The sequence below is a fragment of the Promicromonospora vindobonensis genome, from assembly GCF_042685865.1.
GTDB lineage: Bacteria > Actinomycetota > Actinomycetes > Actinomycetales > Cellulomonadaceae > Promicromonospora > Promicromonospora vindobonensis.
In genome coordinates this window covers 1414122-1431913 of record NZ_JBHUOG010000001.1, presented here as the reverse complement: position 1 = coordinate 1431913, position 17792 = coordinate 1414122, and the positions used below count along the sequence as shown (strand labels likewise).

15 protein-coding genes are annotated in these 17792 nt (G+C 71.7%); 12 read left to right on the top strand and 3 right to left on the bottom strand.

Annotated features, from left to right (window positions below):
* The first annotated feature begins 5 nt into the window (after positions 1-5).
* Together ACFS27_RS06550 and ACFS27_RS06545 are read left to right on the top strand one after the other, a co-directional pair.
* The gene (locus ACFS27_RS06550; protein WP_377181163.1) at positions 6-1067 is read left to right on the top strand and encodes a glycosyltransferase family 4 protein; all 1062 of its coding nucleotides are present in this window, start codon (positions 6-8) and stop codon (positions 1065-1067) included.
* Positions 1068-1107: 40 nt separating this feature from the next.
* The gene (locus ACFS27_RS06545; RefSeq protein ID WP_377181161.1) at positions 1108-2295 is read left to right on the top strand and encodes an acyltransferase family protein; all 1188 of its coding nucleotides are present in this window, start codon (positions 1108-1110) and stop codon (positions 2293-2295) included.
* A gap of 79 nt (positions 2296-2374) precedes the next feature.
* On the opposite strand, the gene ACFS27_RS06540 is transcribed toward ACFS27_RS06545, so the two are convergent.
* Positions 2375-3202 carry an RDD family protein gene (locus tag ACFS27_RS06540; protein WP_377181159.1) on the bottom strand — a complete coding sequence of 276 codons (828 nt, stop codon included), beginning with the start codon at positions 3200-3202 and terminating at the stop codon, positions 2375-2377.
* A 68-nt stretch (positions 3203-3270) separates the two neighbouring features.
* Between ACFS27_RS06540 and ACFS27_RS06535 the strand changes: the two genes are divergently transcribed.
* The 7 genes from ACFS27_RS06535 (at position 3271) to ACFS27_RS06505 (ending at position 11239) form a co-directional block, all read left to right on the top strand.
* Positions 3271-4260, top strand: a complete 990-nt coding sequence (locus ACFS27_RS06535) for a stage II sporulation protein M (RefSeq protein ID WP_377181157.1) — start codon at positions 3271-3273, stop codon at positions 4258-4260.
* 113 nt (positions 4261-4373) lie between these two features.
* Positions 4374-5636, top strand: coding sequence for a DUF7544 domain-containing protein (locus tag ACFS27_RS06530; protein ID WP_377181155.1), 1263 nt, complete (start codon positions 4374-4376; stop codon positions 5634-5636).
* A 1-nt stretch (position 5637) separates the two neighbouring features.
* Positions 5638-6339 (top strand): DUF4129 domain-containing protein, encoded by a 702-nt coding sequence (locus ACFS27_RS06525; protein WP_377181153.1) that lies wholly within the window; start codon positions 5638-5640, stop codon positions 6337-6339.
* The gene (locus tag ACFS27_RS06520; protein WP_377181151.1) at positions 6336-7625 is read left to right on the top strand and encodes a DUF4350 domain-containing protein; all 1290 of its coding nucleotides are present in this window, start codon (positions 6336-6338) and stop codon (positions 7623-7625) included. Before ACFS27_RS06525 ends, ACFS27_RS06520 begins: the two co-directional genes overlap by 4 nt.
* The gene (locus ACFS27_RS06515; RefSeq protein ID WP_449301518.1) at positions 7622-8734 is read left to right on the top strand and encodes an AAA family ATPase; all 1113 of its coding nucleotides are present in this window, start codon (positions 7622-7624) and stop codon (positions 8732-8734) included. The genes ACFS27_RS06520 and ACFS27_RS06515 overlap by 4 nt, the downstream gene beginning before the upstream one ends.
* A gap of 10 nt (positions 8735-8744) precedes the next feature.
* Positions 8745-10097, top strand: a complete 1353-nt coding sequence (locus ACFS27_RS06510) for a DUF58 domain-containing protein (protein ID WP_377181149.1) — start codon at positions 8745-8747, stop codon at positions 10095-10097.
* Positions 10098-10309: 212 nt separating this feature from the next.
* Positions 10310-11239: a DUF3800 domain-containing protein gene (locus tag ACFS27_RS06505; protein ID WP_377181147.1), complete on the top strand. Its 930-nt coding sequence runs from the start codon at positions 10310-10312 to the stop codon at positions 11237-11239.
* A gap of 9 nt (positions 11240-11248) precedes the next feature.
* Here ACFS27_RS06505 and ACFS27_RS06500 read toward each other — a convergent pair whose 3' ends face one another.
* Both ACFS27_RS06500 and ACFS27_RS06495 read right to left on the bottom strand, forming a co-directional pair.
* A complete protein-coding gene (locus ACFS27_RS06500) occupies positions 11249-11935 on the bottom strand; it encodes a response regulator (RefSeq protein WP_377181145.1) in 687 nt (228 codons plus the stop codon).
* Positions 11932-13317, bottom strand: coding sequence for a sensor histidine kinase (locus ACFS27_RS06495; protein WP_377181143.1), 1386 nt, complete (start codon positions 13315-13317; stop codon positions 11932-11934). The genes ACFS27_RS06500 and ACFS27_RS06495 overlap by 4 nt, the downstream gene beginning before the upstream one ends.
* 193 nt (positions 13318-13510) lie before the next feature.
* Between ACFS27_RS06495 and mtrA the strand changes: the two genes are divergently transcribed.
* From mtrA to ACFS27_RS06480, 3 genes are read left to right on the top strand one after another with little or no spacing between them, the layout of a single operon-like run.
* Complete coding sequence (gene mtrA, locus ACFS27_RS06490) at positions 13511-14191, top strand: MtrAB system response regulator MtrA (protein WP_274996175.1); 681 nt, start codon at positions 13511-13513, stop codon at positions 14189-14191.
* The gene (gene mtrB / locus ACFS27_RS06485; RefSeq protein WP_377181140.1) at positions 14191-15951 is read left to right on the top strand and encodes an MtrAB system histidine kinase MtrB; all 1761 of its coding nucleotides are present in this window, start codon (positions 14191-14193) and stop codon (positions 15949-15951) included. The genes mtrA and mtrB overlap by 1 nt, the downstream gene beginning before the upstream one ends.
* On the top strand, positions 15951-17681 hold the full coding sequence (locus ACFS27_RS06480) for a GerMN domain-containing protein (protein ID WP_377181138.1): 1731 nt from the start codon (positions 15951-15953) through the stop codon (positions 17679-17681). The genes mtrB and ACFS27_RS06480 overlap by 1 nt, the downstream gene beginning before the upstream one ends.
* The last annotated feature ends 111 nt before the right edge of the window (positions 17682-17792 follow it).

The window sequence follows — 17792 nt, the reverse complement described above, 5'->3', positions numbered from 1 at the left end:
ATCGGATGAAGATCGTCGTCGACTGCCGGTATCTGCGGGTCGGCCGGCACGACGGGATCAGCCGGTACACCGCCGGGATCGTCACCGCGCTGGCCCGGCTGCACCCGGTCGAGGTGCTGGTGAACGACGAGCGCCAGCTCGACCACCTGCCCGACGGCCTGCCGTGGCACCTGGTGAGCGCACCGACCAGCTGGCGCGAGCCGTTCGTGGCGCGGCAGGTGCGGCGCACGGGGGCGGACGTCGTCTTCAGCCCCATGCAGACCATGGGCACGTGGGGGCGGGACTACCGCGTCGTCCTGACCCTGCACGACCTCATCTACTACCGGCACCCGACGCCGCCGCGGAACCTGCCGGCGCCCGTGCGCCTGCTGTGGCGGGCGTTCCACCTCGCCTGGTGGCCGCAGCGCCTCCTCCTGAACCGGGCGGACGCCGTGGTCACCGTCTCGGAGACCACTCGAGACCTCATCGCGCGGCACCGGCTGACCCGGCGTCCCGTGACGGTGGTGCCGAACGCGCCCGACCCGCTGCCTGGCCCGCCGGGCGGCCGGTCCGAGGCCTCGCGCACCCGCTCCCTCGTCTACATGGGTTCGTTCATGCCGTACAAGAACGTCGAGCTGCCCGCTCGCGCCATGGCGCACCTTCCGGGGTGGGAGCTGCACCTCATGAGCCCGGTGACGCCAGAGCACCGGGCACGGCTGAGCACGCTGGCCGGCGCAGGCACGCTCGTGTTCCACGACGGTGCGTCCGACGAGGCGTACCGCGAGGTGCTGGGCAGCGCGACCGCGCTCGTCTCCGGGTCGAGGGACGAGGGCTTCGGGCTGCCGCTCGTCGAGGCGATGGTGCTCGGCACGCCACTCGTGGTCAGCGACATCCCCGTGTTCCGTGAGGTGGGTGGCGACGTGGGCGCGTACGTCGATCCCGACGACGTCGCCGGGTTCGTCGCTGCGGTCCGCGAGCTCGACGACGCCGGGACCTGGGCCGAGCGGTCGGCGTCCGCTCAGATGCGCGCGGCATTTTACGACTGGGATGCTTCGGCGAAGGCGCTTCTGGCTATTCTGGTAGGGTGAAGTTTGACCGTTATCGTTCCGTGATCTAAGGTCTGCGGCGATGACCCGCTACGACAGCACGCCCGCCACCTTGCCCGAGGCGCCCTCCGCACCCACGGTAGGCAAGGACCGGAAGTCCTCCGGTCGGCTCGTGGGGATGGACGGCCTGCGGTTTGCCGCCGCAGCGGCGGTGCTGCTCTACCACTTCACGGCGACCTCGACGGTGACCGGGTACTGGGGTGTCGACCCCGTGGACGCGTTCCCGCTGCTCAACGAGGTCACGCGATACGGCTGGCTCGCGGTGGAGCTGTTCTTCATGATCTCGGGGTTCGTGATCCTGCTCAGCGCCGACGGCCGCGGTGTCGCAGGCTTCGTCGCCTCCCGCGTGGGCCGGCTCTTCCCGGCGTACTGGGCCTGCATCGTGCTGACGGCGGGCCTGCAGCAGGTGTGGTCGGGCGGGCGCCGGACCAGCCTCACCGAGACCCTGGTCAACCTCACGATGGTGCAGGACCTGTTCGAGGTCACCGGCGTCCAGGTCGTGTTCTGGACCCTGCTCGTGGAGCTGAAGTTCTACCTGCTCGTGTTCGTCGTCCTGGCGTTCGGCCCGCTCACGCGTAACCGCGTGCTGGCGTTCGCCACGCTCTGGCCGCTCGCCGGCTGGGCTGCCCAGGCGTTCGGCGCCCACTGGCTCACCGACCTGCTGGTACCGAACTACGCCCCGTACTTCGCCGTCGGCATGCTGCTGTTCCTCGTCTACCGCGACGGGGTCGACCTGGTGAGCGGCCTGCTGCTCGTCGGGGGAATCACTCTCTGCGTGATGCGGGTCCTCGACGCCGCAGGCCGTGCGTCAGACCTCCAGGGGGTGCCGGTGAACCCGGTCATCTCCGCGATGCTCATGCTGGCGAGCATCGCCGCCGTCTGGGCGACCACGCTGCCAGGCCGGACCGTCCCGCCCCGGCGGGTTGCCGCGGTGCTCGGCACCGTCGGCGCCCTGACCTATCCGATCTACCTGGTGCACACGCAGTTCGGGTACGCGGTGATCGACATCCTGGCCCACGAGACGACCCGCACCGTCGCGCTGTTCGCGGCCGGCGCGATCAGCCTGGCCCTTGCCATGGTGATCCACTACGGCATCGAGCGCCCGACGTCGGCCCGGCTGCGCCGGGCGGTGCAGACCGGGCTGCTGCGCTGCTCGGACGCCCTGCGCTCGCGTGGTGTGCTGCGAACCTCGGAAGACGTCAGGGCCTGACGCGGGTGGCGTCGAGCCGCAGGTTACGAGTCGTTGCTGGTGTCGAGCCGCAAGGCGCCGGTATCCGTGTGTGCCCGGCTCAGCGCGGCGGGTCGGCGACCGCGAACGGCAGGCGGTGCAGCAGCTCTGCCTGCTCCTCGGCCCGCTTGCGCTCCCGCTGACCGGCGCCGAGCTCACGGTCACGACGCTCGGCGAGGACGGCGTGCAGGAACGCCTCGGGGTGGGTGCCGGGCGGCGGCCCTGGCGCCACGTAGCGCTCGATCCGGCCGGCGAGGTCGTCGGCGAGCCGGGCCCGTGAATCTGGTGCGAGGCGGGCGGCCCGGCCGAGGAGCTGGCGGGCGGCGAGCGCCAGCCCGTCCGGCAGCCGGCGCATGTCGGCGGTGTGGGCCCACGCGGCCAGGGACTGCGGCATCACGATCGGTGCCGACAGCGGCCTGCCGCCCCGCACCCGCACCGCGTACGTGCCGGCGGCGAGGTCGCCGAGGCGCTTGCCCTTGGCGTTCGACAGCGACGCGATGGCCGCGATCCCGCCGACCGTCAGCCACAGCTCGATCACCCCGACCAGGGCGCGCACCAGGGCGTGGCGGAACCGGACGGGCCCGCCGTCGTCGCGCACGACCCGGATGCCGCAGGCGAGCTTGCCGACGGACCGGCCGCGGGAGAGCGTCTCGATGGTGACCGGTATACCCACCACGAAGGCGGCGCTCGCCACGGCGACGATGATCAGCGCCAGGTCCTCGCTCATCATGGCGGCCCCGGCGAACCAGACCCCGCCGAAGATCACCGCGGCCCAGATGGCGACGCCGATCACCAGGAAGTCGAGCATGGCGCCCATCGCGCGGGTGATGAACGACGCGGGGCGGGCGTCCAACACCACGCCCTCGCCGATGACTATGCCGTCCTGCACGGTTCCTCCGGTCGGGGTGTCGGGGCCTTCGGGGTCACGCCGTATCTCCTGTGCGGCAGACTACCGTCGTGGACATCGACGCCTTCACCGCCGTGCACGCCGCAGAGTGGGACCGCCTCAAGGAGCTCTCGTCCCGCCGCCGCCTGGACGGCGCCGAGTCCGACGAGCTGGTGCGCCTGTACCAGTCGGTCGCCACACACCTGTCGACCGTCCGGTCGGCCGCGCCGGACCCTGCGCTGGTGACGCGCCTCTCCGACGTCCTGAACCGGGCCCGTACCCGCATCGCCGGCACGCACGAGCCCGCCTGGCGCGAGGTCGTGCGGTTCGCGGTGGTGTCGCTGCCCGCAGCCTTCTACCGGATCCGGTGGTGGTCGCACGCCGTGACGGCGGCCTGCCTGCTCGTGGCGATCGTGGCCGGTGTCTACATCGCCACCGACGCCGAGGCGATGAACTCGATGATGACGCCGTCCGAGCAGGAGAACTATGTGAACGAGGCGTTCGCCTCCTACTACGACCCCGGCATCGGGTTCGCCGGGGTCGTGTGGACCAACAACGCGAGGATCGCGGCGCTCGCCGTGGCAGGCGGGATCACCGGCTTCTTCACCCTGATGGTGCTCTGGCAGAACGCGGTGGGCATCGGCGCCACCGGCGGCATGATGGCCGCCCACGGTGAGCTCGACCTGTTCCTCACGCTCATCGCTCCGCACGGCCTGCTGGAGCTGACCTGCATCTTCGTCGCGGGCGCCGCTGGGCTGCGCCTGTTCTGGACCCTGATCGACCCAGGGCACCGCAAGCGGTCGGTCGCCATGGCCGCCGAAGGCCGCGCCCTGATCACGACGGTCATCGGGCTCGCGGCGGCGCTCGGCGTCTCCGGTCTCGTGGAGGGCTTCGTCACCGGGTCCGAGATGTACTGGTGGCTCAAGATCGTGATCGGCATGATCGTGCTGGCAGGCTTCTGGACCTATGTCTACGTGCTGGGCCGCCGCGCCGTCCGTGCGGGCGCCACGGGTGACCTCGCCGAGCACGAGGCCGGCGCCACGGTGGTCACGGCTGGGTGACAGTTGCGCGGAGCGACCGACGCATGCGCGAAAAGCGCGGCCCGGTGTCAGCCTCGCGTACTAGGGTTGCCGAGCAGGCACGACCCCAAGACGACACCCGGGAGCACGCCCCCATGACGACGCCCGAGAGCGCACCCGACCAGCCGGCGCAGCCGACGCCCCCGCAGTCCGGAGGGTCCCAGCCCGCCGGCTGGGGCGAGCCGCCGCGGTACGGGCAGTACGCGCCCGGGTACGACCCGGCAGCGCCACCTGCCCAGGACCAGCCGCAGTACGGCACGCCGCAGTACGGCACGCCGCAGTACGGCACGCCGCAGTACGGCACGCCGCAGTACGGCGCACCGCAGGGTGAGCAGGCCGCGCAGTACGGCCAGAGCCAATACGGGCAGTACTCCCCGTACTCCTCGCAGGTGCCCGGCTACCGCCCTCCGGCGGACAAGCCCGGCATCGTCCCCCTGCGCCCGCTCAGCCTCGGCGAGCTGTACGACGGCGCGTTCGGCGCCGTCCGGCACAACCCTGGCGTGACGCTGGGCCTGACGGCGATCATCGTGGTCGTCGCCGTCGCCATCGGCACCCTGGTCAGCATCCCCCTCACCACGCTGTTCACCGATCTCTTCGCGGACCTGTTCGCGGAGATCGGGTCCGACCCGGCCTTCGACGATCTCGGCTTCACGCAGGATGTCCTCGGCGTGACCTACGGGTCGCTGCTCGGCACCAGCCTGCTGCTCATGCTCGCCACCCCGCTCGCCATGGGCGTCATGGCCGTCTCTGTGAGCGACTCGGTGATCGGTCGCAAGATCTCGGTGTCCGCCGCCTGGCGCCGCGTCGGCAAGCGCGCCTGGTTCCTCATCGGCTTCTCGCTCCTGAGCACCGTCGCAGTGCTCGTGGCGTACGCGGTCGCAGTCGGCATCGTCGCCGCGCTGTTCGTCGTGGACCCGACGCTCGGGCTGATCGGACTGTTCCTCGTGCTCGCCGCACTCGTGGTGGTCGGCGTGTGGGTGTTCACCCGCCTCCTGCTCGTCCCGCCGGCGCTCGCGGTCGAGGGCGGCGGCTTCTGGACCACGGTTCGCCGCGCGTGGAGGCTCACGCGTGGCACGTTCTGGCGGGTGCTCGGCATCTACCTGCTGACGTCGCTCATCCTTGGCATCATCGGTCAGGTCGTCGCGTTCCCCATCGGCATGGTGATGGGCCTGTTCATGGCGACCGCGAACAGCGCGGCACTCGCGGCCAGCTACGGGATCACCTACGTCATCACCGGCGGCATGAGCGTGCTGTTCCTCGGCGGCGTCATCGCGCTGCTCTACATCGACACCCGGATGCGTCGCGAGGGACTGGACGTGCAGCTGCAGACCGCGGCCGCGACCGCAGCGGACCAGTGAGATGAGGGCCGATCTGCCCGTCGTCCCGGACCGGGACACCGCACGCGAGTGGCTCAGCAGCGAGCTGCAGGGCACCGAGTACGCGGAGCGCGAGTCGCTGCTGTCACGCCTGATCAGCTGGGTGCTGGACTGGCTGAACAGCATCGACTGGCCCGACACGTCGATGTCAGGTCCCCAGCTGGGGCTGGTCATCGCGGTGATCGTCGTGGCGGTCCTGGTGGTCGCCTGGCTGGTGGCCGGACCGGTTCGGCTGGGGCGCAACCGCGCGGGCTCCGCCGAGGTGCTCGACACCGATGACGCCCGCACGGCCTCCCAGATGCGCGCGGCGGCGGACGCCGCCGCGGCGTCGGGCGACTGGCGGACGGCGGCCGTCGAGCGCTTCCGTGCCGTCGTCCGCGCCCTGGAGGAACGCGTGATCATCGACCCGCGCCCCGGCCGCACGGCCCAGGAGGCCGCCGCCGACGCCGGCGCACGGCTGCCTGCTCAGGCCGCCGGGCTGCGCTCGGGCGCTGACCTGTTCGACGGCGTCGAGTACGGCGATCGGGTCGCCACGCCGGATGACGACGCAGAGCTGCGCGCACTCGACGCCGAGGTCACCGCTGCCCGGCCCGTCGCGCTGTCCGGCACCGGGCCGACGGCTGGACCGGGTGCCGGGTCGAGCGCAGAGGCGCAGGCGACCGAGAAGCCGGGGGTGTCCGCATGACGGTCACGCCCGTCCCGCCGCCGCCGGCTCCTACGCCGCCCACGGCCGTGACCGGCGCCCGGAGCGGCCCGGTCGACGAGCCACCGGTCGTGATCGGCGACGACAGCACCGGCCGGTCCCGCGCAGCGGGCACCTGGCGCCGGCTGCGCTGGCCGCTGACGGTGTTCGTCGCCATCGCGCTCCTTGTCCTGTTCCTCGCAGTGGTGCGACCGCCGACGTCGGCGGAGCAGTACGCCCCGGACAACCCGGAGGACAACGGTGCGATGGCCGTTGCCGAGGTTCTGAAGGACCAGGGCGTGCGGATCACGCACGTGACCACGGTGGCCGAAGCGGCGGCGGCTGCCGGCCCGGACAGCACCCTCCTGATCACGCCCAATCCCGGGTTCTTCGCCGACGACCAGATCTCGTCGCTGAACCGCACGGGCGCCGACCTGGTGGTGCTCGGCGCGGACTACACGATGGTCGCTGCGATGAGCCGGAACACCGTCGACGCGACGTACGGCGAGGCGGACGGCCCCGTGGCGCCGCAGTGCGACGACCCGGCGGCCCAGGCCGCTGGCGAGCTCACGCTGCGGCCAGGGCTCTACGACATGTCCAACGAGGCGGGCGGCGACGCCGTGCGTCCCGTGCTGTGCTGGCCCGACGGCCTCGGTGCCTACGCCTATGCGCGTCTGGACTTCCCGAACCGGTCGGTGACGCTGGTCGACGACCCTGCGGTGATCCGCAACGGCACGGTCCTGGACGAGGGCAATGCCGCGCTCGCGCTCTGGATGCTGGGGCAGCACGCGGACCTGGTCTGGCTGGTGCCGAACCCGATGGACGTCAGTACCGGTGACGACGAGCCGACCCCCGCTGAGCGCGGCCAGCTCAACGCGATGATGCCGCCAGGCTCCGCACCCGTCGCGCTGGTGGTCGTCCTCGCCGCCGTGCTGCTCGCACTGTGGCGCGTGCGCCGCATGGGGCCGCTCGTCGTCGAGGACCTGCCGGTGCTCGTGCGGTCGGCCGAGGCAACGCGTGGGCGTGCCCGCCTGTACCGGGCAGCTCGCGCCCGCGGTCACGCCGCGGCGGGCCTGCGCGCCTCGACGGCCGACCGGATAGCCTCACGCCTCGGCCTGGCTCGCTCGTCCGACGCAAACTCCGTGGTCGACTCCGTCGTCGCCGCTACCAACCGCCCGTCGCAGCAGGTGGCAGACCTGCTCTACGGCCCACCCCCCGCTGACGACGCCGCGCTCGCCGAGCTCGCGCGCCGACTCGACATCCTGGAGAGCGAGGTCCACCGACCGTGACCGAACCAGCCTTCCCCCACCAGCCCGCGGCTCAGCCCGCTGAGCCCACGCCGGCCCAGCAGCCGAGCAACGAACGGCCCGCCACGCCCGGCCCGCAGAGCGCGCCGTCTACCGACCGGCCGACGGCCGGGTCCGGCCCGGCCGAGCCGCCCGCCCCGTCGCACGAGCTGCGCGCCGCACTGGCGGCGGTCCGTACGGAGGTGGGCAAGGCCGTCGTCGGGCAGGACGCGGCGGTGACCAGCCTGCTGATCGCCCTGCTGTGCCAGGGGCACGTGCTCCTCGAGGGCGTGCCGGGCGTTGCGAAGACCCTCCTGGTCCGCACCCTGGCGGCCGCGCTGAAGCTGGACACCAAGCGTGTCCAGTTCACGCCCGACCTCATGCCGGGCGACGTGACGGGCTCGCTCGTCTACGACGCGCGGACCGCCGAGTTCTCGTTCCGCGAGGGCCCGGTGTTCACCAACCTGGTGCTGGCCGACGAGATCAACCGCACGCCGCCCAAGACCCAGGCGTCTCTCCTGGAGGCGATGGAGGAGCGGCAGGTGTCGGTGGACGGTACGCCCCGGCTGCTGCCCGACCCGTTCATGGTGATCGCAACCCAGAACCCCGTCGAGTACGAGGGCACCTACTCGCTGCCCGAGGCGCAGCTCGACCGGTTCCTGCTCAAGCTCGTGCTGCCGCTGCCAGAGCGCGACCAGGAGGTGGAGGTCCTCGCCCGGCACGCCGCCGGCTTCGACCCGCGCAACCTGGCCGCCGCCGGCGTCACTCCCGTGGCCGACGCCGACATCCTGGAGCGTGCCCGTGCCGAGGTGGCCCGCGTCCAGGTGTCGCGTGAGGTGCTCGGGTACGCCGTGGACGTGTGCCGCGCGACGCGCTTCTCGCCGTCGCTCTCGCTCGGCGTCTCGCCGCGTGGCGCGACCGCGCTGCTGCGCACCGCGCGGGCCTGGGCGTGGCTGTCCGGGCGCTCGTTCGTGACGCCCGACGACATCAAGGCGCTCGCCCACCCGACGCTGCGGCACCGCGTGCAGCTGCGCGCAGAGGCCGAGCTCGAGGGTGTCACCGCCGAGGGCGTGCTGGACACGGTGCTGGCCTCCGTGCCCGTGCCGCGCTGAGGCCGCGCGCATGGTCGTGACGTGGCGGGCCGCCGCCCTGATGGGGCTCGGTGTGATTCCCGTGCTGCTCCTGCCGGCGAACGGGACGGTGCTGGTGTGGGCGACGGTGGTGGTCCTGGTGTGTGTCGTCGACATCGTGCTGGCTGCCTCGCCGCGGCGGGTGGCGGTGCAGCGGCGGGTGCCGGGTTCGGTGCGGCTGCGCGCCGAGGCGACCAGTGAGCTGGTGCTCCGTAACGCGTCCGGACGCCGGCTGCGTGCCGTGGTCCGGGACGCGTGGGGGCCGTCGGCGGGCGCGGGGCCGGGCCGGGGCAGGTCGGAGCGGGTGCGTCCGGCGTCGGGCGGGTCCGGGCGTCACCACGTGGACCTGCCGGACGGGGAGGCGGCGCGCCTTCCCACCACGCTCGTGCCGACCCGGCGCGGCGACCGTGCGGCGGGCGGGGTGACCATCCGCAGCCTCGGGCCGCTGGGCCTCGCGGGCCGCCAGGTCACCCTTCCGGTGCCCGGCCGGCTCCGCGTGCTGCCAGAGTTCGCGAGCCGCAAGCACCTCCCCTCGCGCCTGGCGCGGCTGCGTGAGATGGACGGGCGCGCGGCGGTGCAGATCCGCGGCGAGGGCACCGAGTTCGACTCGCTGCGGGAGTACGTGGTGGGCGACGACGTCCGCTCGATCGACTGGCGCGCCACCGCCCGCCGGCGCGAGGTCGTGGTGCGTACCTGGCGGCCGGAGCGGGACCGGCGGGTGATGATCGTGCTGGATACGGGACGCACGTCCGCTGCCAGGGTGGGTGCTGCGGACTCGACCGGCGCGCCCCGGCTGGACTCCAGCATCGAGGCGGCACTCCTGCTTGCGGCACTGGCCGGCCACGCCGGTGACCGGGTCGAGCTCGTGGCGTTCGACCGCACCGTCCGCTCGCGCGTGGTCGGCGCCGCCGGACCGCGGCTCATGCCGGCGATGGCGGAGTCGCTGGCGACCGTCGACCCGGTGCTGCTGGAGACGGACTGGCCCGGCGTGGTGACGCAGGTGCGGACCCGCATGACGCAGCGCGCGCTCGTGGTGCTCCTGACGACCCTCGACCCGGCGGCGGTGGAGAACGGCCTGCTGCCCGTGGTGGACCAGCTCGCCCGGAACCACACGGTGGTCGTCGCCTCCGTCGCGGACGAGGAGGTGGCTGGGCTGCGCGCCGGCCGCGAGACGGTCAGCGAGGTCTACGACGCCGCGGCCGCCGCGCGCGGCGACCTCGAGCGCACGGCCGTCACGACGATGCTGCGCCGCTACGGCGCCGACGTCGTCGAGGCGCTGCCGGACGACCTGGCGCCGCGCCTGGCAGACGAGTACCTGGCGCTCAAGGCGGCGGGTCGGCTCTGACCTGTGTGCCGTGCCCAGCCCTCGATGAGTGGCATTGTGCCCTCGATGGGTGGCATCAAGCACATTGCTGAGTGACGGGTGTTGCGATAACCTCGCGGAAGGTAGCGAGGGATGGAACAGTTCCCCGCGCGCCGATTCGAGAAGCCCACGCCCTGTGCGTGGGCTTCTGCGTTACCCAGCCGATGTGGGCGAGCCGAAGCATAATCATCGGCATGCTGCTGTCATACATCGACGAGGTCGGAGAACCGGGTGCGTTCGTCGCCCGGGACCACCCGAGGTTCAGCACGAGTCCCGCATTCGGGTACGCCGGCTTCGTGGTACCAGCCGAGTGCGCCCGTAGGTTTGGCCGAGAGTTCACACGGCGCAAGCGTGAGGTGTTCAAGAGCGAGCTTGAGAACGTAGCGAACCCTGGTCGCTGGGAACGCAAGGGCGCGTCGATCTTCCGGCCTGACACACTGGACAAGTTCCCGCAGCAGATTCGGGTCTTCAACGGTCTGGTGCGCGCATTGCGTGCGATGGGTGGGGCGTTGTTCTACTACGTGGACGAGAAGCCAGTGGGCACGCCCAAGCAGACAGGCCTCGACGTGATCGAGCGGGAGACCGTGGCGATGCGGGAGACTCTCAACCGCTTGTCGACTCATGCGGAGGCTGAGCGTAAGAACCTCTTGGTGATGATCGACCAGATCACCGAGAAGACGCGAGCTGAGCGCCTACCGAACATGTACGGGCACATCCTTGGTCGTGCTGCCGACCATCCGGAGATGAACCGCATCCTGGAACCGCCGATGCACGTCGATAGCGAACTCAGCTCGAACATCCAGTTTGCCGACTGGGTTGCCGCCTGCGTGACCCGTGCAATCGACTACCAGCTCATTGAGAAGTCACGGTTCGAATGGGTCGCGGCAACGAGAGCTGTGGAACAGGTACGCGGGGCGTTCACTCACGAATCAAAGTTGCATCTGCGTCACCGTGGTCTGACCGATTTTCACCATTCGGACATCTCTCGACGTGCGCGGCCGTTGTACCCGACAGCAGTCGGGCATCTGATCGGCGATGGCATCGACCCCATGGTTTTCCACAAGGTTCATGCCGCGGCTGAGCGCGCACATGAACGAGGCAAGTCCTCGTCGTCGAGCAACTAGGACGGGACCTCACGCACCCAGGTGGCGCAGCACCGCCAGGACGCGGCGGTGGTCGGCGGCGTCCTGCGGCAGGTCCAGCTTGGTGAAGATCGCCGCCACGTTCTTCTCGACGGCTCCGTACGACAGGTGCAGCAGCTCGGCGATCGCCCCGTTGGACCGGCCCTGCGCCATGAGGCCGAGCACCTCGCGCTCCCGCGCCGACAGGCGCTCCAGGGCGTCGTCCTGCCGGGCGGAGCCCATGAGCTGCGAGACGACCTCCGGGTCCAGCACCGTCGCGCCACCGGCCACCCGGCCGAGTGCGTCGACGAAGTCGCCCACGTCGGCCACCCGGTCCTTGAGGAGGTAGCCGACGCCGCGCGCGTCGCCGGACAGCAGCCGGCTCGCGTACCGGGTCTCCACGTACTGCGAGAACAGCAGCACGGGCAGGCGCGGGTGCCGGGTCCGCAGGCCCAGCACCGCCCGCAGTCCCTCGTCGGTGAAGCTGGGCGGCATCCGGATGTCCGCGACGACCACGTCGGGCAGCGTCTCCTCGCGGGCGAGGCGCGCGACCTCCCGTTCCAGCGCCTCACCGTCTCCGACGGTGGTGACGGTGTGGCCACGCCGCGTCAGGAGAGCGGCGAGCCCGTCCCTGAGGATGGCCGAGTCCTCGGCGAGGAGCACCCGCAGGCTCGACGGCGGGTCGTTCGGCCCGGTCATGCACGGCTCGACGGGCTGGTGGTTGGCAGGATCACGGTCACTACCGTAGGCCCACCGACCGGGCTGGACAGGTCGAACGTGCCGTCGACGGAGTAGACCCGCCCGGCCAGGCCGGCGAGGCCGGTTCGCGGGTCCTGGCCGCCGGGCCGCACCGTCCCGGCGCCGCCGCGCCCGTCGTCGCGGACCCGGATGCGGACCGCGTCGGTGATGGGCTCGACCAGGACGGACACCTCGCCGGCGCGGGCGTGCGTGGCCGCGTTGCCGACCAGCTCGGCAACGGTGAAGTAGGCGATCGACTCGATGGCGGGGGCCAGGCGGCCGTGAGCTTCCAGGCCGGGGTCCACGTAGACGCTGACCGGCAGGACCGAGCGTGCGGCGAGCGTTCCGAGGGCCACGGTGAGACCGCTGTCGAGAGCCGGTGGGTGGATGTCCCGTGCCAGCTCGCGCAGCTCCGCGAGGGCTTCCTTGGTGGACGAGTGGGCGGTGTCGAGGAGGTCGGCTGCCTGGTGCAGGTCACCGCCCTCGGCCAGCTGCTCGCGAGCCTCACCGAGCTGCATCGCGACGGAGACGAGGCGGGCCTGCGTGCCGTCGTGCAGATCGCGCTCGATGCTGCGCAGCCGGGCGTCGGCGTGGTCCACCGTGCCGGTGCGGGACAGCTCGAGCTCGGCGACGCGCAGGCTCGCTCGGGTGGGGCTCAGCAGGCCGCGGGAGAGTGCACGGAAGATCATCGCGAACATCCGCGTGATCCACGGCCAGCACAGGAGCAGGACCAGGCCGGCCACCGCGGCCAGCGCGAGGCGCGGGGGCGTGTCGAGGAAGTAGGCGTCGCCGAACGCGGCGCCACGGTGCAGCTCGCCGTCGGCCCCGAGCTGCTGCGGCAGGAACTGGTACCAGTACCAGTAGGTGAGGCCGCCCAGACCGGCGCCGAGGAACGTGATGCTCGTGACGAAGGACACGATGGAGAGCGGCAGCGCGATGAACAGGAAGAGCAGCGCACGCCAGCCGGCGGCGTCGGAGAGCATCGAACCGACGGTCCGCCAGAAGCCACGCGGCCGGACGTACGGCGCGGGGGCCGCGACGTCGACGTCGAGCAGGTCCCTGGCCAGGCTGCGGTAGGCGGCACCCCAGCCGCGCCCCCCGAGCACGGCGGCTCCGGCCACGACCAGCCCGACCACCGTGACGGCGACGCCGGCGGTGAAGCTCACGGCGAAGACGGCGTAGGCGAAGGCGAACGGCGCGAGCAGGAGGACCAGTGCGAGGTAGCCCTGCTCCCGCCAGGTGCGGTGCGCGAACGGGGCGGTGAGGAAGCGTGGCCCCGGACGGGCGGTCCCGCTCGGGGCGGCGGGGCCGGCCACGAGCCGGTCGGCGGTCAGGGAGGTCATGGTCCAAGGCTCGTCCCTTGCCATGGCTCCGCGACAGGGTGTCGACCGCCGGGTTTCGACGGGGGTTTTCCCCCTCGACGGGCCCCGTCCGAGCGAGCGGCATGGATGCTGCGGGCGGGTGAACTCGCAGCAAACGGGCAAGGCACGGCAGGCGAGGCCGAGTTTGCTGGACCAGCCTGGCACACTGGAGGACATGAAGGTACGAGTTCTCGTCGTCGACGACGACACAGCACTGGCGGAAATGATCGGCATCGTCCTCAAGGGCGAGGGGATCGACGCCGTGTTCTGTGCCGACGGCGACTCCGCGCTGGGGATGTTCCGAACCCACCAGCCGGACCTTGTGCTGCTCGATCTCATGCTCCCCGGCAAGGACGGCGTGCAGGTCTGCCGCGAGATCCGCGCCGAGTCGGGCGTGCCGATCATCATGCTGACGGCCAAGTCGGACACGCTCGACGTCGTGGTGGGCCTCGAGTCCGGCGCCGACGACTACGTCTCCAAGCCGTTCAAGCCCAAGGAGCTCGTCGCCCGGATCAAGGCCCGGATGCGCCGTAGCGAGGACCCGGGCCCGGAACGCCTCGTCGTGGGGGACGTCGAGATCGACGTCACCGGTCACACCGTCATGCGGGACGGCGAGCGCATCGCGCTCACCCCGCTGGAGTTCGACCTGCTCGTGGCGCTGGCCCGCAAGCCGTGGCAGGTGTTCACGCGGGAGGTGCTGCTGGAGCGGGTCTGGGGCTACCGGCACAGCGCGGACACGCGCCTGGTCAACGTCCACGTCCAGCGCCTGCGCTCCAAGATCGAACGAGACCCGGAGAACCCGGAGATCGTCCTCACGGTGCGCGGCGTCGGTTACAAGGCGGGCGCGACACGCTGATGCCGCACGGCCTGGTCACGCGGCTGCGCCGGGTGATATCCCGGGCCCGGGTGGTCGCGGTCCGGTCCACCCGCCGCGCGGTCGCGCAATGGCGCGCCTCACTGCAGCTGCGGGTCGTCACCACCGCGCTCGCCATCGGGTTCGCGGCGATCGCCGTGCTGGGGCTGTACCTGTCGACGTCGGTCCGCGACGGCATCTACGAGCAGCGGCTCGCCGCCATCGACCGGGAGGCCGCCGCGCTGACCGCGCAGGTGTCGCAGAACTTCTCGGACACACCGACGACGTCGGACGGCGAGCTGCAGACGCTGCTGCTCGACACGATGGCGACCCTCGGCGCCACCAGCGGCTCCACCGCGGACGAGTACTTCCTGATGCACGAGCTGGGTACCACCGCGCAGGTGCCCGACTTCGCCTCCCGGGCGGACCTGACCGACGTCGTCATCACCGGCGAGCTGCGCGAGGCGAACCTTGCCTCCGACGACGACCAGGTGCTGCAGGCGGTGGGCATCCCGTCGCGCGACGACTTCGGCATGGTCGGCCCTGGCGTCATCGTCGGCTCGACGGTCCAGGCGTCTCCCGACGCCAGGTACGAGATCTACTACCTCTACTCGCTGGAGCCGGAGCAGGAGACGCTGTCGTTCGTGCACCGCGTGCTGCTCGCCGGCGGGTTCGGCATGCTGGCCCTGCTCGGCGTTGTCACCTGGACCATGGCCAGGCAGACGGTCACCCCCGTGACCCGGGCGGCGACCGTCGCTGAGCGGCTCGCCGAGGGGCACCTGTCCGAGCGGATGCCGGGCGCCCGCGGGACCGACGAGATGGCCAGCCTCGCGCGCTCGTTCAACGAGATGGCCGAGAGCCTGCAGGACCAGATCCGGCGCATGGAGGAGCTCTCCGCGATGCAGCGCCGGTTCGTGTCCGACGTGTCGCACGAGCTGCGCACGCCGCTCACCACCATCCGCATGGCGAGCGAGATCATCCACGAGTCGCGCCACCAGATGGACGAGGACACGGCACGTTCGGCCGAGCTGCTCCTCGGCCAGATCGACCGGTTCGAGTCGCTCCTGTCCGACCTGCTGGAGATCAGCCGGTTCGACGCCGGCGCCGCCGTTCTCGACGCTGAGCGCCGCGACCTGCGCGACCTCGTCATGTCGGTGGTCGAGCAGGCCGCACCGCTCGCGAACAGCAAGGACGTCCGGGTCTCGGTGCGCCTGCCCGACTCCGACGCGGCAGCAGACTTCGACCCCCGCCGGATCGAACGCATCCTGCGCAACCTCGTGGTCAACGCGATCGAGCACGCAGAGGAGCGGCCGGTCGAGGTGACCGTCGCCGAGGACGACCGCGCCGTCGCGGTCGTGGTGCGCGACTACGGCGTCGGCATGACCAAGCAGGAGGTCGAGCACGTCTTCGACCGCTTCTGGCGGGCCGACCCGGCGCGCGCCCGCACCACCGGCGGCTCCGGCCTTGGCCTGGCCATCGCGCTGGAGGACGCCCGCCTGCACGCGGGGCGCCTCGACGCGTGGGGCCGACCCGGGCAGGGCGCGAGCTTCCGGCTCACGCTGCCGCGGAGCGCCGGCGTACAGGTGGTTGAGCCGCCGGTGACCATGGCGCCCGCCTCGCACGAGCCAGGGCTCCGCACCGGCCAGATCCCCGTGGTCAACCCGTCCACCGGGCCGACGCCGACGGCGATCCCCGACCTGTCCGATCCCGGCGGCTCCGACGCCATGGGACTGGACACCGCCGACGACGTGGAGGTGCACTGATGCGCAGGGGAACGAACCTTGTGGCCGCCGCCGTCACCCTTGCCTGTGTCGTCTCGCTAGGGGCCTGCGCCCAGATCCCGACGTCCGGCCCGGTCCGGGTGGGTACCGAGGACGTGGAGACGCAGGTCGACATCGCGATGCTTCCGCAGGGACCCTCGCTGGGTGCCGACCCGAACGCGATCGTGCTGGGATTCCTGGGGGCGGCCGTCGCCGCCACGACGTCACCCAAGGAGTTCCAGACCGCACGGGAGTTCCTGACCGACGAGGCCGTGGACACGTGGGACCCCGAGGCATCGGTGCGCGTCGTCCGCGAGCCACCGGTGCCCGAACCGACGGAGACCACCGCCGAGCTCGGGGACGCCGACACGGTCGAGATCGCCGTACAGGCGACCGCCATCGCCACGCTCGACAGCGCCGGCGCGTACACGGAGGTGGGGGACCCGCGGAAGCTGGACTACCGGTTCACCCTCACCAGGGCGGGCGGAGAGTGGCGTATCTCCGCACTCGACAACGGCGTGCTGGTACCCGCCAACCTGTTCGCCAACCAGTACCGCGCGACCCGCCTGTTCTTCCCGGCAGAGGGCGACATCGAGAGCCTCGTGCCCGACCTGCGCTGGTTCCCGCGGCAGGAATGGCGGCGGATGGCGGTCGAGGAGCTGCTCGCCGGCCCGCCCGAGTGGCTGCAGGGGGCCACGCAGTCCCTCGTGCCGGAGGGCACCCAGCTCGCCTCGCCGTCGATCAGCGACACGGACGACGGCGAACCCGTCGCCGTCCGCCTCAGCGAGCAGATCAGCGCGGTTTCCGCCGACCATCGCGCGGTGATCACCGAGCAGATCTCCGCGACCCTCTCCGAGGGCGCCGGACGCCCCGTGTCCGTGGACCTGTTCAGCGAGACCAACCGCCTCGGGGTCGAGGAGACCGACGTCGACCTGCCGGCCACCACCGCCCCGGCGATGGCACTGAAGGACGGCCGCCTCTACCTCATCGAAGACGGCAGGGCCGTCGAGCACGAGCTGCCGGTGGACCTCTCGGGGATCGACCCGACAGCGCTCGCGGTCAGTCCGGTGACCACTCCGATCGTGGTGCGAGACGGCACCGACCAGATCGTGAGCATCTCGTCCGACGGCCAGAGCGAGCCGGTGCCGATCCTCCAGGGCCCTGACCTGGCGGCGCCGTCGATCGACAACCTCGGGACCACCTGGACGAGCGGCGGCGTCGGCGAGCTGAAGGTCTACACCACCGCGCTCGAGGAGTTCACCGTGGAACCCGACTGGCTGAAGGGGCGCAAGGTGGTCAGCGTGTCCGTGGCGCCCGAGGGCTCGCGGATAGCGATCGTCAGCAAGACACCGACGGGCACGCAGGTGCAGGTGGCGGGCATCGTGCGGGACAACCAGGGGACGCCGGTCGACCTGGCGAAGACGCCGCTGGCCGTCGGCGCGCCGGTCGGTGACGTCGTCGAGGCCCGTTGGTCCGGGCTCACCACGCTCGCGCTCCTGACGCGGGACGACGAGGGGACCTCCGGCGTCTGGACCGCCGGCGTGGGTGGGTCCACGGGGGCCGGCGGGCAGTCGCGGCAGCTACCGGGGCTCACGGACGTGGAGCAGATCGCGGCAGGAGTGACCGACGAGGGGATCCTGGTGGTCACCAAGGACGGCGACCTCGAGCACGAGGAGACCGGCGTCTGGCAGCCGGTCACCGAGGACGTCGACCTCGTGGCCTACCCCGGCTGACCGGCCTTCGGCGGTCGAGCTCGTGCCTCGGCGATCGACCTAGTGCCTCGGTGGTCGAGCTTGTCGAGATCACGTCCCGACAAGCTCGACCGACGGGCTCGAACCCCGGCA